This is a genomic window from Paenarthrobacter sp. UW852 (genome assembly GCF_024608385.1).
GTDB lineage: Bacteria > Actinomycetota > Actinomycetes > Actinomycetales > Micrococcaceae > Arthrobacter.
In genome coordinates, this window is sequence record NZ_JAMSGY010000006.1 from 282839 (window position 1) to 298436 (window position 15598).

Annotated in this window: 15 protein-coding genes; 3 read left to right on the forward strand and 12 right to left on the reverse strand. The window is 59.5% G+C overall.

Annotated elements, in window-relative coordinates; all coding sequences use genetic code 11:
- The 12 genes from NEK97_RS13060 to lysS form a co-directional block, all read right to left on the reverse strand.
- Positions 1-810 carry a trans-aconitate 2-methyltransferase gene (locus tag NEK97_RS13060; protein WP_257370322.1) on the reverse strand — a complete coding sequence of 270 codons (810 nt, stop codon included), beginning with the start codon at positions 808-810 and terminating at the stop codon, positions 1-3.
- Positions 807-1313, reverse strand: coding sequence for a hypothetical protein (locus NEK97_RS13065; RefSeq protein ID WP_257370323.1), 507 nt, complete (start codon positions 1311-1313; stop codon positions 807-809). Before NEK97_RS13065 ends, NEK97_RS13060 begins: the two co-directional genes overlap by 4 nt.
- Positions 1310-2542, reverse strand: a complete 1233-nt coding sequence (locus NEK97_RS13070) for an aconitase/3-isopropylmalate dehydratase large subunit family protein (protein WP_235520363.1) — start codon at positions 2540-2542, stop codon at positions 1310-1312. The genes NEK97_RS13065 and NEK97_RS13070 overlap by 4 nt, the downstream gene beginning before the upstream one ends.
- On the reverse strand, positions 2529-3674 hold the full coding sequence (locus NEK97_RS13075; RefSeq protein ID WP_257370324.1) for a hypothetical protein: 1146 nt from the start codon (positions 3672-3674) through the stop codon (positions 2529-2531). Before NEK97_RS13075 ends, NEK97_RS13070 begins: the two co-directional genes overlap by 14 nt.
- A gap of 75 nt (positions 3675-3749) precedes the next feature.
- Entirely contained in the window at positions 3750-5060 is a 1311-nt protein-coding gene (locus tag NEK97_RS13080; protein WP_235520365.1) for an LLM class flavin-dependent oxidoreductase, read from the reverse strand.
- A 53-nt stretch (positions 5061-5113) separates the two neighbouring features.
- A complete protein-coding gene (gene aepX / locus NEK97_RS13085) occupies positions 5114-5989 on the reverse strand; it encodes a phosphoenolpyruvate mutase (RefSeq protein WP_257370336.1) in 876 nt (291 codons plus the stop codon).
- Positions 5926-6246: a hypothetical protein gene (locus NEK97_RS13090; RefSeq protein ID WP_257370337.1), complete on the reverse strand. Its 321-nt coding sequence runs from the start codon at positions 6244-6246 to the stop codon at positions 5926-5928. The genes aepX and NEK97_RS13090 overlap by 64 nt, the downstream gene beginning before the upstream one ends.
- Positions 6247-6349: 103 nt before the next feature.
- The gene (locus NEK97_RS13095; RefSeq protein WP_257370325.1) at positions 6350-7570 is read right to left on the reverse strand and encodes a glycosyltransferase; all 1221 of its coding nucleotides are present in this window, start codon (positions 7568-7570) and stop codon (positions 6350-6352) included.
- Positions 7571-7718: 148 nt separating this feature from the next.
- A complete protein-coding gene (locus NEK97_RS13100; protein ID WP_235520367.1) occupies positions 7719-10211 on the reverse strand; it encodes an ATP-dependent Clp protease ATP-binding subunit in 2493 nt (830 codons plus the stop codon).
- A 370-nt stretch (positions 10212-10581) separates the two neighbouring features.
- Positions 10582-10908 (reverse strand): Lsr2 family protein, encoded by a 327-nt coding sequence (locus NEK97_RS13105; RefSeq protein WP_211711044.1) that lies wholly within the window; start codon positions 10906-10908, stop codon positions 10582-10584.
- 129 nt (positions 10909-11037) lie between these two features.
- The gene (locus NEK97_RS13110) at positions 11038-11211 is read right to left on the reverse strand and encodes a hypothetical protein (RefSeq protein ID WP_235520368.1); all 174 of its coding nucleotides are present in this window, start codon (positions 11209-11211) and stop codon (positions 11038-11040) included.
- A gap of 2 nt (positions 11212-11213) precedes the next feature.
- Entirely contained in the window at positions 11214-12743 is a 1530-nt protein-coding gene (gene lysS / locus NEK97_RS13115) for a lysine--tRNA ligase (RefSeq protein ID WP_257370326.1), read from the reverse strand.
- Between the two features lie 75 nt (positions 12744-12818).
- Between lysS and NEK97_RS13120 the strand changes: the two genes are divergently transcribed.
- The 3 genes from NEK97_RS13120 to NEK97_RS13130 all read left to right on the forward strand — a co-directional run bounded on the left by NEK97_RS13120 (position 12819) and on the right by NEK97_RS13130 (position 15475).
- Entirely contained in the window at positions 12819-13715 is an 897-nt protein-coding gene (locus tag NEK97_RS13120; protein ID WP_257370327.1) for an alpha/beta fold hydrolase, read from the forward strand.
- Between the two features lie 9 nt (positions 13716-13724).
- Entirely contained in the window at positions 13725-14579 is an 855-nt protein-coding gene (locus NEK97_RS13125) for an alpha/beta hydrolase (protein ID WP_257370328.1), read from the forward strand.
- A 62-nt stretch (positions 14580-14641) separates the two neighbouring features.
- Positions 14642-15475, forward strand: a complete 834-nt coding sequence (locus NEK97_RS13130) for an alpha/beta fold hydrolase (protein WP_257370329.1) — start codon at positions 14642-14644, stop codon at positions 15473-15475.
- Positions 15476-15598 lie beyond the last annotated feature (123 nt).

A 15598-nucleotide genomic window follows, 5' to 3' on the forward strand; every position in this document is an offset into this window, starting at 1 on the left:
TTAGGAATCTTTCCGGATCATGTATAGCTCTGAGAGATATTCAATCCGGAGGATGTCACCCTCCGAATGCTCGGTCACTAGAGCATTCAATCTCTTCAGGAACTCGCTACCGTTGGCGGCAATCGCCCGTTGGGCCTGAGTCGAGGACCGAGACATTCCGATGAAATCTTCAGAACCCAGGTTCTGAGACCAAATCCATGTTTCGTAGCTTGGCTGGGCATGGAAAGCGGCTCGGATCTCTGCCGAAAAGTCGAACGATCTGTAATCTCGCCGGTAGCCGGGACTCAGGTCTTCAAGCAGATCCTCGTAAGCAGACAAAAACCCGCTGGATTCATGGTTCCTGTTGTTCTGCAGCACCGCAAGGATTCCATCGGCGGACAAGGCCCTGTTCGCAGCCCGAAGCACGCGGGGACGGTCCATCCATTGCAGGGACTGACCTGCCACGATGAGATCAACATCCGAGCTGTCCTCCAGCACATCTTCTGCAGTACCAACAATCCAAGTTGCCCCTGGATGCTTATAGGCACCCAACGCCACCATGTCTTGCGATGGGTCCACTCCGATGACAAGACGGGGTGCCGGCAGAACTGGCAGCAGTCCATCAAGCACGATCCCGGTACCGGCACCAATGTCCACCACCACGGGATGGTTTGAGACAAGAGTCCTTGATATCGACTCGAGAAGCTGCTGCGGATAACGGGGACGGTGCCGCTCGTAGTCCTCCGCCAAGCCATCAAACTTGCTTACACGTTCCATTGGTTTCTTAGCCCCTACTGTCGTCGTCACAGAATTCGCAAGCACGATTTTCATATGCCATTTCTTGAGTGGGCGGCCTCATTCAGCACCGTGTTCAATAATCCACCGTTCTCCAAGATCCTTATCATGCGTTGCGGTGGAGGGGGAAACGATATCCCCTGATTTTCGTCGATCATTGCGTAGCCACCTGTCAAATCCAGGCGGACGGGCCTGCCTTCAATGAAACGGCTTGTATCAACTTCAATTGCAGGAATTCCAAGATTCCAGCAATTCCTGAAGAATATTCTTCCGAACCGAGGTGAGACAATTGCTCGGATACCGAGTGCCATCAGGGAACTGACAGCCTGTTCACGGGAGCTTCCGATCCCAAAGACGTCGGTTCCGATGAGGACGTCGCCTTCCTCAAAGGATGATGCAAGCTCTGGGAAACGGTTCTCAAAGACATGAGGAGCCATGTCGGCAGGATCCGTATACATATGCTTATACCTGGCAGGAATTATGTCATCCGTGGAAATCTGCCCTCTGACAAATCTTGCTTTTCCTCTTATCTCTGTCATGCCTTCAGTTCCTCGATACTCGGAAAACGTCCCAAAAGAGCTGACGATGCGGCGACCAAGGGTGAGGATAGAAATATCTCAGCCTGACCGTTTCCCATTCGGCCCTTAAAGTTCCTGTTCATGGTAGAGAGCACCCGATCCCCACTGGCCGGAACTGGTCCCTGCGCACCCACGCAGGGACCGCATCCGGCAGGTGTAACCAAGGCGCCGGCACGGGTAAGAATGCCAATAAGGCCCAGCCGAAGAGCATCTTCCATGATCCGCTGCGACCCCGGCGTTACGACCATGTGCACATCCGGATGCACGGCTTTTCCGTCCAGCATCCGCGCGGCTTCCTCGATGTCTTCCAGACGACTGTTGGTGCAGCTGCCGATGAAGACGTAGTCGAGGGATAGCCCGGCTACGTCGCTCAGGGAGGCAACTTGTGAGGGCGAGTGAGGCAGCGCTACGACTGGATCCAGTCCCGTGATGTCTACGGTGATGGTATTCGCCTCGTCCGGGGCAAAGACCGGGGACAGGACACTACTACTACGACCCCGCCGCGGAGGCAGGAACACGCATTTCGCTCCCATTTCGACGCCCATGCTGGCGACACTCGCAGCGCCATCTTCCGTCAGAGCCGCGGCCCAAGGACCTATCCATTCCACTGACTTGTAGAGGAAGGGAGCCTGGCCAAGCGTCCCCAGAATATGGAGAACAACGTCTTTCGGCCTGACGAGAGGATGCGGCGTTCCCACCACATTCAGCCATACAGTTTCAGGTACCTTTAGCCATGTTTCGCCACTAATCATTGCGGCCGCTATATCGGTAACACCCATCCCGAGGGCAAGGGACTGGTTGGCGCCTCCAGCACAGGTATGCGAATCCGAGCCCAGAACTATGGTTCCGGGTTGAAACCACCCTTCCTCCTGAGCTATGACATGGCTAATGCCGTCACCACGTCGCATGACCTGCACTCCGAGTTCCTTGGCGAACCCTGCTGCCTCCTTCATTCGATCGGCAATAGCAGCATTAGGCGCCAAGACCGAATGATCGAAAACGAATGCAACCTTCTCAGGCTCCCTGATGCTGGAAATACCATGCTTGTGAAACAACCTGGCGAGGGTTGGCGAGTTGCCATCCTGAACGTAAATGCGATCCACACGAACGCTGACCAGGGCACCTGGTGTTACTGCATCATCAGAATGCTGGTCGATAATGCGTTCAACCAACGGCTCAGGCGTGCTCATAGGAGAGTTTTCCGTTGACTATGCCCGTGTAAATGGTCTCCAAGTCCGACGCCGAGACTTCGCCACCAACGTTGTTGGACGCTTCACGGAGCGCTGCCAAAACGTCGGGAAGAACTGCGGGATCAGCATCTATTCCACGCTGCTGCAAAGCATCGATGATCATGGTGCGCCCGGAGTGCTTGCCCAAGACATACCGCCTCGTTCCACCGACGGTTTCCGGCATTATGGGTTCGAAGGTGTTGACATCGTTGAGCATGCCCTTGGCATGGATTCCAGACTCGTGAGAGAAGACGTTGCTGCCCACAACGGGCTGCCATGGAAGGAGGCTCTGCCTACAACCATCGGCAACGGTTTCGGCAAGATATGTCAGCTTAGTCGTGTCGATTCCGAGGTCAACGTTCCTGAACTGCTTTAGGGCCATTACCATTTGCGCCATCTCCGGCATGCCCGCCCGCTCCCCAATGGCATTGACTGTCGTGTGGAAATAGCGAGCACCTGCATCTAGTCCCGCGATGGTGTTAGCAACCCCTAAGCCAAAATCATTGTGACAGTGGGTTTGGGTGTCTATTGGACTGACGGCGGACACGGCGGCAACCCTGGCGGCATACTGGGCACTATCAAGAATTCCAACGGTGTCTGATAAACGAAGCCGATCCGCTCCCGCCTCCTGGACATGTACCGCATACTCCTGCAGGTATTCGATCGGAGTCCGCCCGATATCTTCTGCACTAATGGAGACAAAGCAGCCCCTGTCCTTGGCCAGCTTGACCATGTCACTCGCTGTCTTGAGCAGCCAGGTACGGTCCTTGCCCACGCTGTGCTTGAGGTGGATGGGAGACGTCGGGAGTCCGATGTGCACGTGATCGAACCCTAGAGAAATTGTGCGTTCGACGTCCTCGCGTACGCCTCGGTTCCAACCAATCAGGTGGACTTCGTCCTTGCGTTCCAACATCTCCTGCATCGCAAGAACGTCGCTTCCCCCCATGGCAGGGATGCCGGCTTCCAGCCACTTCACTCCGGTGTCGAGCAGGGCGTTGAAGATGGCAAGTTTCGTTGCCCGGTCGAAGGCAACCCCAGGAGCCTGCTCGCCATCGCGCAGGGTGGTGTCCTCAAGGATGATGTTCTGATTCATGTTGGATCCTATGCTTGTGCTGAATTAACGTAGACTCGGACTTGATTACGCAGGGATGCCTTCATCGGGTTTTCGCTATTGGGCCTGAAATAGCTTTGACCGCAAGGGGCCAGAACCGTATGCGGACTTATACACCCCGCGTTCTTGCAAAATTGGAATGACTTCTTCGACAAACGAATTGAGATCATTCGGATAAGTAGGTGGCATGAGGTTGAACCCGTCGCAGGCACCCGATTCGAACCACTCAATCAGGACTTCTGCCACTTCTTCATAAGTCCCCACAACTGCCACGTGACCCCGCGAGGCAGTCAGCCGTTGATACAACTGACGAATGCTTAGGGATTCTTGCCGGGCCATTTTCTCGATCAACCGCCTTCGGCTCTTGTTCCCGTTGGAGTCAGGGAGCTCGGGTAGTGGGCCGTCGAGATCATAACCAGTGAGGTCAAATCCTCCCAGGAGGTCAGCGAGCATACTGAGTCCCAGCTTGGGGTGTATCAGCTGCTGGAGCGCGTCGTATTTGCTTTTGGCCTCGCGTTTTGTTCGAGCAGCGTACGGTGAAATGCCCGGAAGTATACGAATTGCATCCGCTGGACGGCCGTAGTGCGAAAGCTTTTGTTTGACTCGCCTTGAAAAATCAATAGAACTGGATATCTGTGTCTGGGCGGTAAAGATGACTTCCGCGGTCCTCGCAGCCAGGTCGATACCACGATCAGACGTTCCGGACTGGATGATTAATGGGAATCGTTGAGGTGACTCGGCAACATTCAGCTCTCCGTGCAGGGAAAGATGCTCACCTTTGAAGCTCGTAAACTTGCGCTTCAGTGGATCGTAGAATTTTCCGGAATCTTTGTTACGTATTAACGCTTCATCCGGCCACGTCTGCCAAAGCTGCTTGGCAATTTCTACAAATTCATCAGCAATGTCATATCGGATGTCATGTGCGGGATGTGCCGAAAGTCCAAAGTTTCCAGCAGCTTGGCTTTTTGAAGTGGTCACCACGTTCCATCCGGCGCGCCCTTGACTGATGTGGTCCAAAGAAGCGAACTGGCGCGCAACGTTGTATGGGCTGTTATAGGTAGTCGAAGCGGTCGCGACGAGCCCTATATCAGTCGTAACCATGGCCAGAGCTGACAGTAATGTAATGGGTTCGAGCCCGACAACGCGTCCACCGAACCCTTCTTTGTCGTCATTGAAAACCGATGGAGTGTCTGAAAGAAAGATGAAGTCCAATAGTCCACGTTCCGCGCACTGTGCCATGGCAGCGTAATGGCGGATATCCAGCGCCCCATCCACGGGGGTATCTGGATGACGCCAGGAAGCAGCGTGGTGGCCAGTACCATACGCGAGGTAAGCGCCGATAATCATAGGACGATCACGGTTAGACAACGCGAGCACCTCCCAACCTGAGCCCAAAACCCCAGGATTCGCTTCCCCGTGAATTACCCATTGACATCGGCATTGTTCAACACGAGCTGCAAATCCAGGCAATGCGTCTCCGCGCGAGTTGTCGTCCCGTCCTCAAGGATTGCCTTGGCAACCTCCTTCATGGCCTTGGCTGACGCACGGAGCATGTGATTCGCGTAGATGACGACAGAAAAGCCGGCCGCTTCGAGTTCGGAAAGTGGCGTGTCTCCATACGTAGTGGGGACACAAACGAGGGGCACATCGGGATGTTTCCCCCGGAAATCCTTCGCGAACGCAACAACTTGGCCCGAGTCCGCGGCCCTGCTGTGGATCATAATAGCGTCTGCGCCCGCCTCTACGTAGCTGTCGGCCCTCTCCAATACGTCCCGCATTGGGGAGTCCAACACCAGGCCCTCCAGCCTCGCGATAATCATAAAAGCCGAGTCTCGCTGGGCCCTCTTACCCTGCCGGATCTTCGCTCCGAACTCTTCCGGGTCGGCGAGTTGCTGAGGAACATGTGTACCTAGCAGGGAGTTGCGCTTCACACCTGTTTTATCTTCGACGATTACGGCGGCGACTCCAGCCCGCTCCATCTTGCGTACGATGTGGGCAAAGTGATGATTGTGCCCTCCGGTATCGCCGTCCATAATGAGCGGCTTGTCCGTCACAGCCAGAATTGGCCTAACCGTATCGATACGCTCACTGACACTCAGAATCTCCATGTCTGGCATGCCCTGAAGCGTTGAATCACTCAGGGAACTTGACCAGAATCCATCAAACTCGGAGCCGCGGTCCGCCGCCTCCTCCGCCAGGAGTGCAGCCAGAGGGCTGTGGGCCTCCAGTATCCTCAGAGGTCGGGCAAGACAGAGATTTTCACGTAGGCGCTTTGCGCCCGAGGATTGACTTGAAATTTTTTGTCCCCAATCAGATACGCGTCGTTGCGGTGGGTTCCCGTCGTCATCACTCCAGGTGAGTGGACGATGTTGGTTCCCTCGCTGACGATACTCCACTTGTTAGTCAAATCAAAGCTAACTACCGCTTTTTTAGTCAACTGCGTGTCGATTTCTGTCATATCATTTTGGCTTGCTGTCAGCAGGTATGAGGCCGAGTGCCCGCCGACGTGCCAGTACTTACGGCGCGGAGAAACCGCCCGGGCGTCATCTTTCAATCAGGGGAATAGTTCGGACTGCCACTGATGAATGGCACGCTGAGGAAATAGCCGCCGTCGGGTTTCCATAACGCAGGAGCGGGCTCTCACGCAATCGGCCCGACTATCGTCCGAGCTCGCGCCTCCGCAGGGCTTCGATCACCGGGACAGTTCCGTCTTCTGTCGATAGGGCCGTGGCCACGCTCTTGGCATGGTGGGCGTACGACGGCGTGCTGCTGGCTTCCCTTATTGCCTCACCAAGGCGGTCCGGAGTCAACTTCTTATACGGAATCGGCTGGGGGCCGGCACCGAGGGATGCCACGCGCGAAGCCCACAACGGTTGGTCCGTGTACACAGGAACACCCACAGTGGGAACACCAGCCCGCAGACCGGCAGCGGTGGTTCCAGCGCCCGCATGGTGAACCACAACCGACATACGGGGAAAAAGCCACTCATGCGGAACACTCCCGACGCCGATTGCGTCATCCCCCAGGTAACCCTCAACGCCTTGGACGACGGCCCTTGCGCCGGCACGACGGGTAGCGTCCAGAATAAAGCCAGGATCGATGTCGGCGCTGCTGCCGAATCCCACGAAGACCGGAGGCGGGCCATCTGCAAGGAAGTCCACGAGATACGCGGCTGGTTGCCAGCCAGGGTTTTCAGCCGGCCACCAGTACCCTGCCATCACCAAGCCCGGGTGCCAATCGTCCGGCCTGGGCAGTACCGATGGGCTGATGCCGTAAAGCACTGTTGCGTGAGCTTTCCTTCGGCGACGCTCCCCGGCCGCGCGGCTTTCCTTGCGCAGGCCCAGTTCCCTGCGCAAGCGGGCGCTGGGACCGTCATATGGAGCTGGCCCAGCAGAAGCACGCTCCCCTATGATCCTGTTTCCCATGGGGCCGAGGCTCCGGGCCGAGTTCATCAGGACAGGAGGGTAGGCCGCGCTTGGCTCAGTGGGCTGCAGATGGGCACCGATCGCCGGAATGCCGAGGGCCTCAGCGACGTCGTAGGCGTACGGCGCCACCGAATTGGCCAGGATCACGTCCGCGCCGGCCTCCGCTGCAGCCAACGTCCCTGTCGCCGCATTGTCCATGTACTCGCCGAGCTTCTTCCAGAAGGAGACCACATTTCCGGCTGATGCCTTGGCACCAGGCGCGGGATGTTTGATCAGCTCAGCAAGGTTTCCCGGCAGTGGCCTGAACTCGCACCCTGATTCCACCACCAAAGGCGCGTAGGCCGGGTTGGCGGCTATGGCGACCTCGTAGCCTACGCCCTGCAGGCGATGCCCGAGGCCGGCCATCGGAACCACGTCTCCTCGCGTGCCTGGCGCCACCATGAGTACGCGCATGTTTGTCCCCCTGGAGTCTTTTCCATCGAATGAGCCTGAAACCCACCTTAGGGCCAACATGTGTGCAAAAACCCGGAGGACGGCGGACAACAGAACCCCGCCCACTCCTTTCGGAATGGACGGGGTCCTTTGCGTCGTTGCCTCTGCCTTACGCGGTCGGAGCGATCTCCGGAATGCGCGGCTTGGCGTTGCCTTCAAACGTGAACTTCGCGTCGTCGCCTTCGCCCTCGACGTCAACCACAACGATGTCGCCGGGGTGGATGTCGCCGAACAGGATCTTCTCGGACAGCTGGTCCTCGATTTCGCGCTGGATGGTGCGGCGCAGCGGCCGGGCACCCATCGCGGGATCGTAACCACGCGTGGCCAGGAGAACCTTGGCGGCGGGCGTGAGCTCGATGCCCATGTCCTTGTCCTTGAGGCGGCGCTCCAGGCGGGTCACGAACAGGTCCACGATCTCGATGATCTCGTCCTGCGTCAGCTGCGGGAACACCACGACGTCGTCAACACGGTTGAGGAACTCGGGGCGGAAGTGCTGCTTCAGCTCTTCCGTAACCCGGGCGCGCATCCGGTTGTAGCCGGTCTGGGTGTCCGTGCCGGACTGGAAGCCCGTGGCCACGCTCTTGGAGATGTCGCGGGTACCAAGGTTGGTGGTCATGATGATCACGGTGTTCTTGAAGTCCACCACGCGGCCCTGGGAGTCGGTCAAACGGCCGTCTTCCAGAATCTGCAGGAGCGAGTTGAACAGGTCCGCGTGGGCCTTCTCAACTTCATCGAACAGGACCACGGAGAACGGACGCCTGCGGACCTTCTCGGTCAGCTGGCCACCCTCTTCGTAGCCGACGTAGCCCGGAGGTGCACCGAAGAGACGCGAAACCGTGTGCTTCTCGGAGTACTCGGACATGTCCAGCGTGATGAGCGCGTCTTCTTCACCGAACAGGAACTCGGCAAGTGCCTTGGCGAGCTCGGTCTTTCCGACGCCCGTGGGGCCGGCGAAGATGAACGAGCCACCGGGACGCTTGGGGTCCTTGAGGCCTGCACGGGTACGGCGGATAGCCTGCGACAGGGCCTTGATGGCCTCGTCCTGGCCCACAACGCGCTTGTGAAGCTCGTCTTCCATCTTGAGCAGGCGCGAGGACTCTTCCTCGGTGAGCTTGAAGACCGGAATGCCGGTGGAGTTCGCAAGAACTTCGGCGATCAGGTCCTCGTCAACCTCGGAGATGTCATCCATGCCGCCGGACTTCCAGTTGCGCTCCTTCTCCGCGCGTTCGGCAATGAGCTTCTGCTCCTTGTCGCGCAGTGAGGCAGCACCCTCGAAGTCCTGGGCGTCGATGGCGGATTCCTTCTCCATCTTCACGTCTGCAATGCGCTCGTCCATGGCCTTGAGCTCCGGCGGAGCGGTCATGCGGCGGATGCGCAGGCGGGCACCGGCTTCATCGATGAGGTCAATCGCCTTGTCCGGCAGGAAGCGGTCCGAGATGTAGCGTTCGGCCAGCTGCGCGGCGGACGCCAGGGCGCCGTCGGTGATCGTTACGCGGTGGTGTGCCTCGTACCGGTCGCGAAGGCCCTTGAGGATCTCGATCGCGTGTGCAACGGAAGGTTCCTTGACCTGGATCGGCTGGAAACGACGCTCGAGGGCGGCGTCCTTCTCGATGTGCTTGCGGTACTCGTCCAGCGTGGTGGCACCGATGGTCTGGAGTTCACCACGGGCAAGCATGGGCTTGAGGATGGACGCAGCATCAATGGCGCCTTCAGCAGCACCTGCTCCGACGAGGGTGTGGATCTCGTCAATGAAGAGGATGATGTCGCCGCGGGTGCGGATTTCCTTGAGGACCTTCTTCAGGCGCTCTTCGAAGTCACCGCGGTAGCGGGAACCGGCAACCAGCGAACCGAGGTCAAGCGTGTACAGCTGCTTGTCCTTGATGGTTTCGGGGACATCGCCTCGGACGATCGCCTGGGCGAGGCCTTCGACGACGGCGGTCTTACCAACGCCGGGCTCACCGATCAGGACCGGGTTGTTCTTGGTACGGCGGGAGAGGACCTGCATGACGCGTTCCATCTCCTGCTCGCGGCCGATCACGGGATCGAGCTTGTTCTCGCGGGCAGCCTGGGTCAGGTTGCGTCCGAACTGGTCAAGCACCACCGAACCGGCGGGGGTACCTTCCGGCTGGCCCTGGCCGGAACCGCTGCCGGCGGTTTCCTTGCCCTGGTAGCCGGAGAGCAGCTGGATGACCTGCTGGCGGACCCTGTTGAGGTCTGCGCCGAGCTTCACCAGCACCTGTGCGGCCACGCCTTCGCCTTCGCGAATGAGGCCGAGCAGGATGTGCTCAGTACCGATGTAGTTGTGGCCGAGCTGCAGTGCTTCGCGGAGCGAGAGCTCAAGCACCTTCTTGGCACGCGGCGTGAAGGGGATGTGACCGGATGGGGCCTGCTGGCCCTGACCGATGATCTCCTGCACCTGCTCGCGAACACCATCGAGCGAAATGCTCAGGGACTCGAGCGCTTTGGCTGCGACGCCTTCACCCTCGTGGATCAGACCCAAGAGGATGTGCTCGGTACCGATGTAATTGTGGTTGAGCATCCTTGCCTCTTCTTGGGCAAGGACGACCACGCGACGGGCACGGTCCGTAAATCTCTCAAACATTTCGCCACACTCCTAGCTACGACGTACTTTGATGCTACGTGCCGGAGCAACACTTTTGGGGCGTGTTCGCCACAGGGGAAACATGACGGGGTTGCGGAATAAAACAGGCCCTTCCCCCTTGACCCGGGGCGTCCTGCGGTGGGATGCTGCCAAACCGCTTCCAGATCCTGCCTGCCACCAGGGCCGCAAGGTATTCATTAGCAGTATCAGGCATCGCGTTGCCAGCCGATTAGCCGCTCAAATCCCCGGTCACTCGGCCGGCTGGTGATTCACAGAATATTCCATGGTTCGGAGTGCCCGGCACTTGCACATACTGCCTCTTAAAACATCAATGCCCCGGCAGTAGCTGCCGGGGCGTTGAAGCGATGAATCAGGAATTGGCCTTTTGGTACGCTTCCTGAATTTCAGCCTGAATACGTCCGCGACTGTTCACCGTGTAACCGTTATCACGGGCCCACTGCCTGATCTGTGCGGAATCCTGGCTGCGTGCCGCTGTTGCACGCCCGCGGGTGGCGCGGCCGGACGACGTCTTCCTGGCCTTGGCCACGTACGGTTCCAGGGCCTTCCGAAGCGAAGCAGCGTTTGCGGTGGACAAGTCCATCTCGTAACTGACGCCATCAAGGCCGAAGCGGACAGTTTCATCCGCGGCCCCTTCATCCAGGTCATCGACGAGGATGATTTTTACTTTCTGTGCCATGAGTTGCCTCTCTTTTGGAGGGTTGGATAATCAGAAATTCCCCGGATTCCTTTGTTGATTATCGTTCACCGCAAGCACGCACGTCAAAGCACAAATGGATTCATCCATGAAGGGAACCCATTTAGCGGGCTATTTCGTGGCAGGGCCTTCGGATGCCGGGCCAATATTCTTCGAATTCGCTTCCGCTTGGGCGCGGGCTTCCGCCTGACGCTCCGATTTGTCCGCATTGAAGATTGACTTCATGGCAAACCAAAAGATCAACCCAACAACAACCGACGGCGCCAGGACTGCGATGTACTCCATGATCAGTGTCCTTCGGGCTTCAACAGGGGGAACAGGATGGTCTCGCGGATGCCGGCACCGGTGAACAGCATCACCAGGCGGTCAATACCGAGTCCGATGCCACCCATGGGCGGGGCACCGTATTCGAGGGCGCGGAGGAAGTCCTCGTCCAGTTGCATGGCTTCGTCATCGCCTGCCGCCGAACGCCGTGACTGCTCCGTCAGCCGCTCACGCTGGATGACAGGGTCAATGAGTTCCGAGAATGCCGTTCCGCGTTCCATGCCGCCAATGATCAAGTCCCAGGCCTCGATGAGCCGGCCGTCTTCGCGGTGCGGGCGGGCCAGCGGCTGCGCGGAAGGCGGGTAGTCGTAGACGAACGTGGGGTTCAGCAGGGTGGGTTCGACGATCTCGCCGAACAACTCAACCACGATCTTCTCGGCGTCCCATTTGGGGTCCACCTTGACCTCGTGCTTTGCTGCGATGGCAAGCAGCTCATCCACAGTGGTGTCCGGCGTAATTTCAACGCCCACTGCTTCGGAGAGACCCGGGTACACCGAAATCCAAGCCCATTCGCCGTCGAGGTTGATCTCGCCGGCGTCGGTCTGGATGGTGCGCGTGCCAACGACGTCGGCGACGTTGAGGATGATTTCCTTCATGCGCTCGGCCATGACGAACTGGTCTGCCCAGGCCTCGTAGCATTCAAGCGTGGTGAATTCGGGGCTGTGGGTGGAGTCCACGCCTTCGTTGCGGAAGACGCGCCCCATGTCGTAGACGCGGTCAATGCCGCCAACGACGGCCCGCTTCAGGAACAGCTCGGTGGCAATGCGCAGGGTCATCTTCTGGTCGAACGCGTTCATGTGCGTTTCGAACGGACGGGCTGTGGCGCCGCCATGGACCAGCTGCAGGATGGGGGTCTCCACCTCCACATAGCCGTGACCGTCCAGCGTGTCCCGGACCGAGCGGGTGATGGCGGCCCTCTTGTAGACCATTTCGCGGGCTTCATCGCGCACCATGAGGTCCACGTAGCGTTGGCGAACGCGGGTTTCCTCGTTGAGTTCCGCGTGCAGGACCGGGAGCGGTCGCAGCGCCTTTGAGGCCATCGACCAGGAATCTGCCATCACGGAAAGTTCGCCGCGGCGTGAGGAAATAACCTCACCCTTGATGAAGACGTGGTCGCCCAGGTCAACCAGGGCCTTCCAGTCCGCAAGCGCTTCCTCGCCGACGTTGGCCAGGCTGAGCATTGCCTGCAGCCGGACGCCCTTGCCGTCCACGCCGCCTTCCTGGATCGTGGCGAAGCACAACTTGCCGGTGTTGCGGATGAACACGACACGACCGGTGACGCCCACGGTGTCGCCCGTGGTCTCGTCGGCCTGGAGGTGCGCATATTTTTCGCGGATTTCGCTGAGGGAGTGGGTTCGCTCAACCCCCACCGGATAGGCCTCCGTGCCGCGCTCGATCAGCTTGGCGCGCTTCTCCATGCGGATGCGCATTTGCTCGCTGGCATCGATGGGTTCTGCGGAGGTGTTCGGGGCTGGGGTGTTTGCGGAAGTCACAGTCCTTAAGTTTACCGTTGATTACGGCTCTTCACTTCCGGGTCCTGGGATCCGCCCAACGAATAGACTCAGGCTGTGGAGACATGGACGGTTGAAACGAACGACGGCGGTGGGCAGCTTGAGGTGCACACCTTCCGGCCAGCGTCGGCTGCGGCGATTCCGGGGTCGAAGGCACCTGCTGAACCAGCCGGCGTCGTACTTGTCCATGGCACTTTGGTGACCGATTCCCTTTACTGGCCGTTCGCGCGGACTCTTAGCGTGATGCTCGGGCGCCCTGTCCACGTCTACAACCGTCGCGGCCGCGGGCATTCCGCTCCACAACCACCGGACTATTCGGTGGAGACGGAGATAGCGGACCTCCAGGCGGTCATGGAGAAGAGCGGTTCCGACGATGTTGTAGCGCACAGCTATGGCGGATTCGTGGCGCTGCAAGCCGCCCGGCGCTTCAGGATCCATCGCCTGGTGACCTACGACGCCGCAGTGTCCCTGTCCGGCAACCTCAGCAGCAGATGGCGGCCAGAGCTCGAGGAAGCAGTAACGGCCGGGCAGCTGGATCAAGCCTGGGCGCACCTGGTGCAGGGCCTTGGAACGGCCGGGCCCATCTCGTACCTGCCCATGGGGGCGCTGCGGACGCTCAGCGTATTGTCCGCGCGAACCCGCTTGGGGCTGGAAATGCGTACCCTGCTGCCCACTGCTGTTACCGAGATGCGCGCGGTACTGGACGCCGATGCCCACCTTGACGACTTCCTGAAGTTCTCTACCCCGACGCTCATGCTCAGCGGCGGCTGGAGCCCCGCGTACTTCGCCGAGACTGGGCGCATGCTCAGTGGCGCCGTGCCGGCGATCGAGTTCGCCATAGTCCCGCTGCAATTCCACGAAGGTCCCCTGCGTCCGGGCCGTCGGCTCGCCGCCCGCGTCGCCCGGTTCCTGGCGGCAACCCATGATGTCGGTCAGCGCACTGTCGCGCCCTAGGATGTTTCGGTGAGGGAACAGAGCATCAGGACGCACGACGGCGGTGAACTCGCCTTGTACACGTACGGCGCGGAAGACGCGCCCGGTGAACGCCGGGTGATTGTTATCGGCGGAGCGTTCCTCACAGCCCTGATCTACCGGCCCTTTTCGATCGCCCTGGCCAAAGGACTCGGTCCTGGCTGGGCCGTGGACGTCTACGACCGACGCGGCCGGGGCAAGTCGACAGAGCAACCGCACGGCTACTCCATGGCCACCGAAATTGCCGATGTCCGCACCATCATGGACGCTACTGGCGCGCGCAATATCCTTGGCCACAGCCTGGGCGGATCCGTTGCCCTCAACGCTGCACAGGCCTTCGCCGGCACCCGTCACGAACCGGACAAACTGGCGGTCTATGACGCCGCCGTGAATATCGACGGGAGCATGGACACGGACTGGCTGGAAGGATTCGCTGATGCCGTCAACAAAGGCGAAGTAGGCCGGGCGCTGGCCCGGATGAAGCGTGGAATGAACCAGGGAACCGCCCTTGCGAAGGTTCCTGAGCCAGTCCTGGCGGGGTTGATGGCCATCGTCTCGCACACCAAAGTCAACCAGCTGTTCCGTGACCTCATGCCAACAGGCGTCGGCGAACTGAAGGCAGCGTTCGAAGCCGCCGACACACCCCGGGACTTCTCCGTGTTGCCATCCACGACTCACTTCATGGTGGGAAAGAAGAGTCCGAAGTTCTACAAGGTCGCTGCGTCACGCTTGAACAGGGCGGTGCCGGGCAGCACTTTGGAAGTCTCCCCGAAAGGATTCCACGGGTCCGTTCCGGCAGCCGTCAAGGAACTTGTGTCGGATATCTCCGAGTACTACACGCGCTGACGGTTTCCCACACACGGACAGGCATAGTGCCTGCTTTCAGGTGGCTCGGTTAGGCTCAATTCATGACGCGCGACATCATCATGACCCCAGACGGCGGACACCTCGAAGTACTCACCACCGGTGGTGAGCTGACTTCGGCAGGATCCGGCGTGGTAGTTGTTCCGGCCTCCATGGTTACCGCTTCCGATTACACCCGGTTTGCCCAGAAATTGAGCGAAGCCCTGGGCAGGCCCGTGCACACGTTCAACCGCCGCGGACGCGGTGACTCGTCACCGCAAGCCGAAGACTACACATTGGAAGCCGACATCCGGGACCTGGAGGCGGTCATGAAACACACCTCCAGCACGGACGTCTTTGGACACAGCTTCGGTGGAGCCGTAGCACTCCACGCAGCGCGGACGCTTCCGGTGGAGAGGTTGGCTGTCTATGACCCGGCCGTTTCCGTCAACCACAGCGTCAAGGCCGAATGGGCACCGGAATATGAACGCGCAGCTGCGGCCGGGGACTACGATCGAGCCCTCGCCGTACTGATCAAGGGAGTGGAAACGGAAGGCGCCCTCGGGCGCATGCCCCTGTCCATGCTGACCCTGGCCAACAAGCTGACAGCAGGCACGCCCATGGGCAAACAGATGCGCGAGCTCATGACCAGCGGCGTGCGGGAAATCAAAGCCGTCATCGCTGCGGACATGCCAGCTGAGCCGTTCCTGGAACTCCCCTTGGAAACGCTGATCGTAGTGGGCGAAAAGAGCCCTGCCTACTTCGGTGTTGCCTGCGGCCAAATCCACGACGTCCTGTCAGGGTCGAGTTACACCATACTCGCCGGCTTCGGGCACGATGGCCCCAACAAAGCGCCGGACAAGCTGATCTCGGAGTTGTCGGAGTTCTTCTCCGGCTAACCCTCACCCCCTGGTGCCGGCTCGGACAACCTTCGCGGCTGGCGCTGGGGTGTTTGGTGGTTAAATGCGGGAGACCCCCCGACCCGTGGTGGGTTGGGGGGTCTCGACCTTAATGGTTGTCCG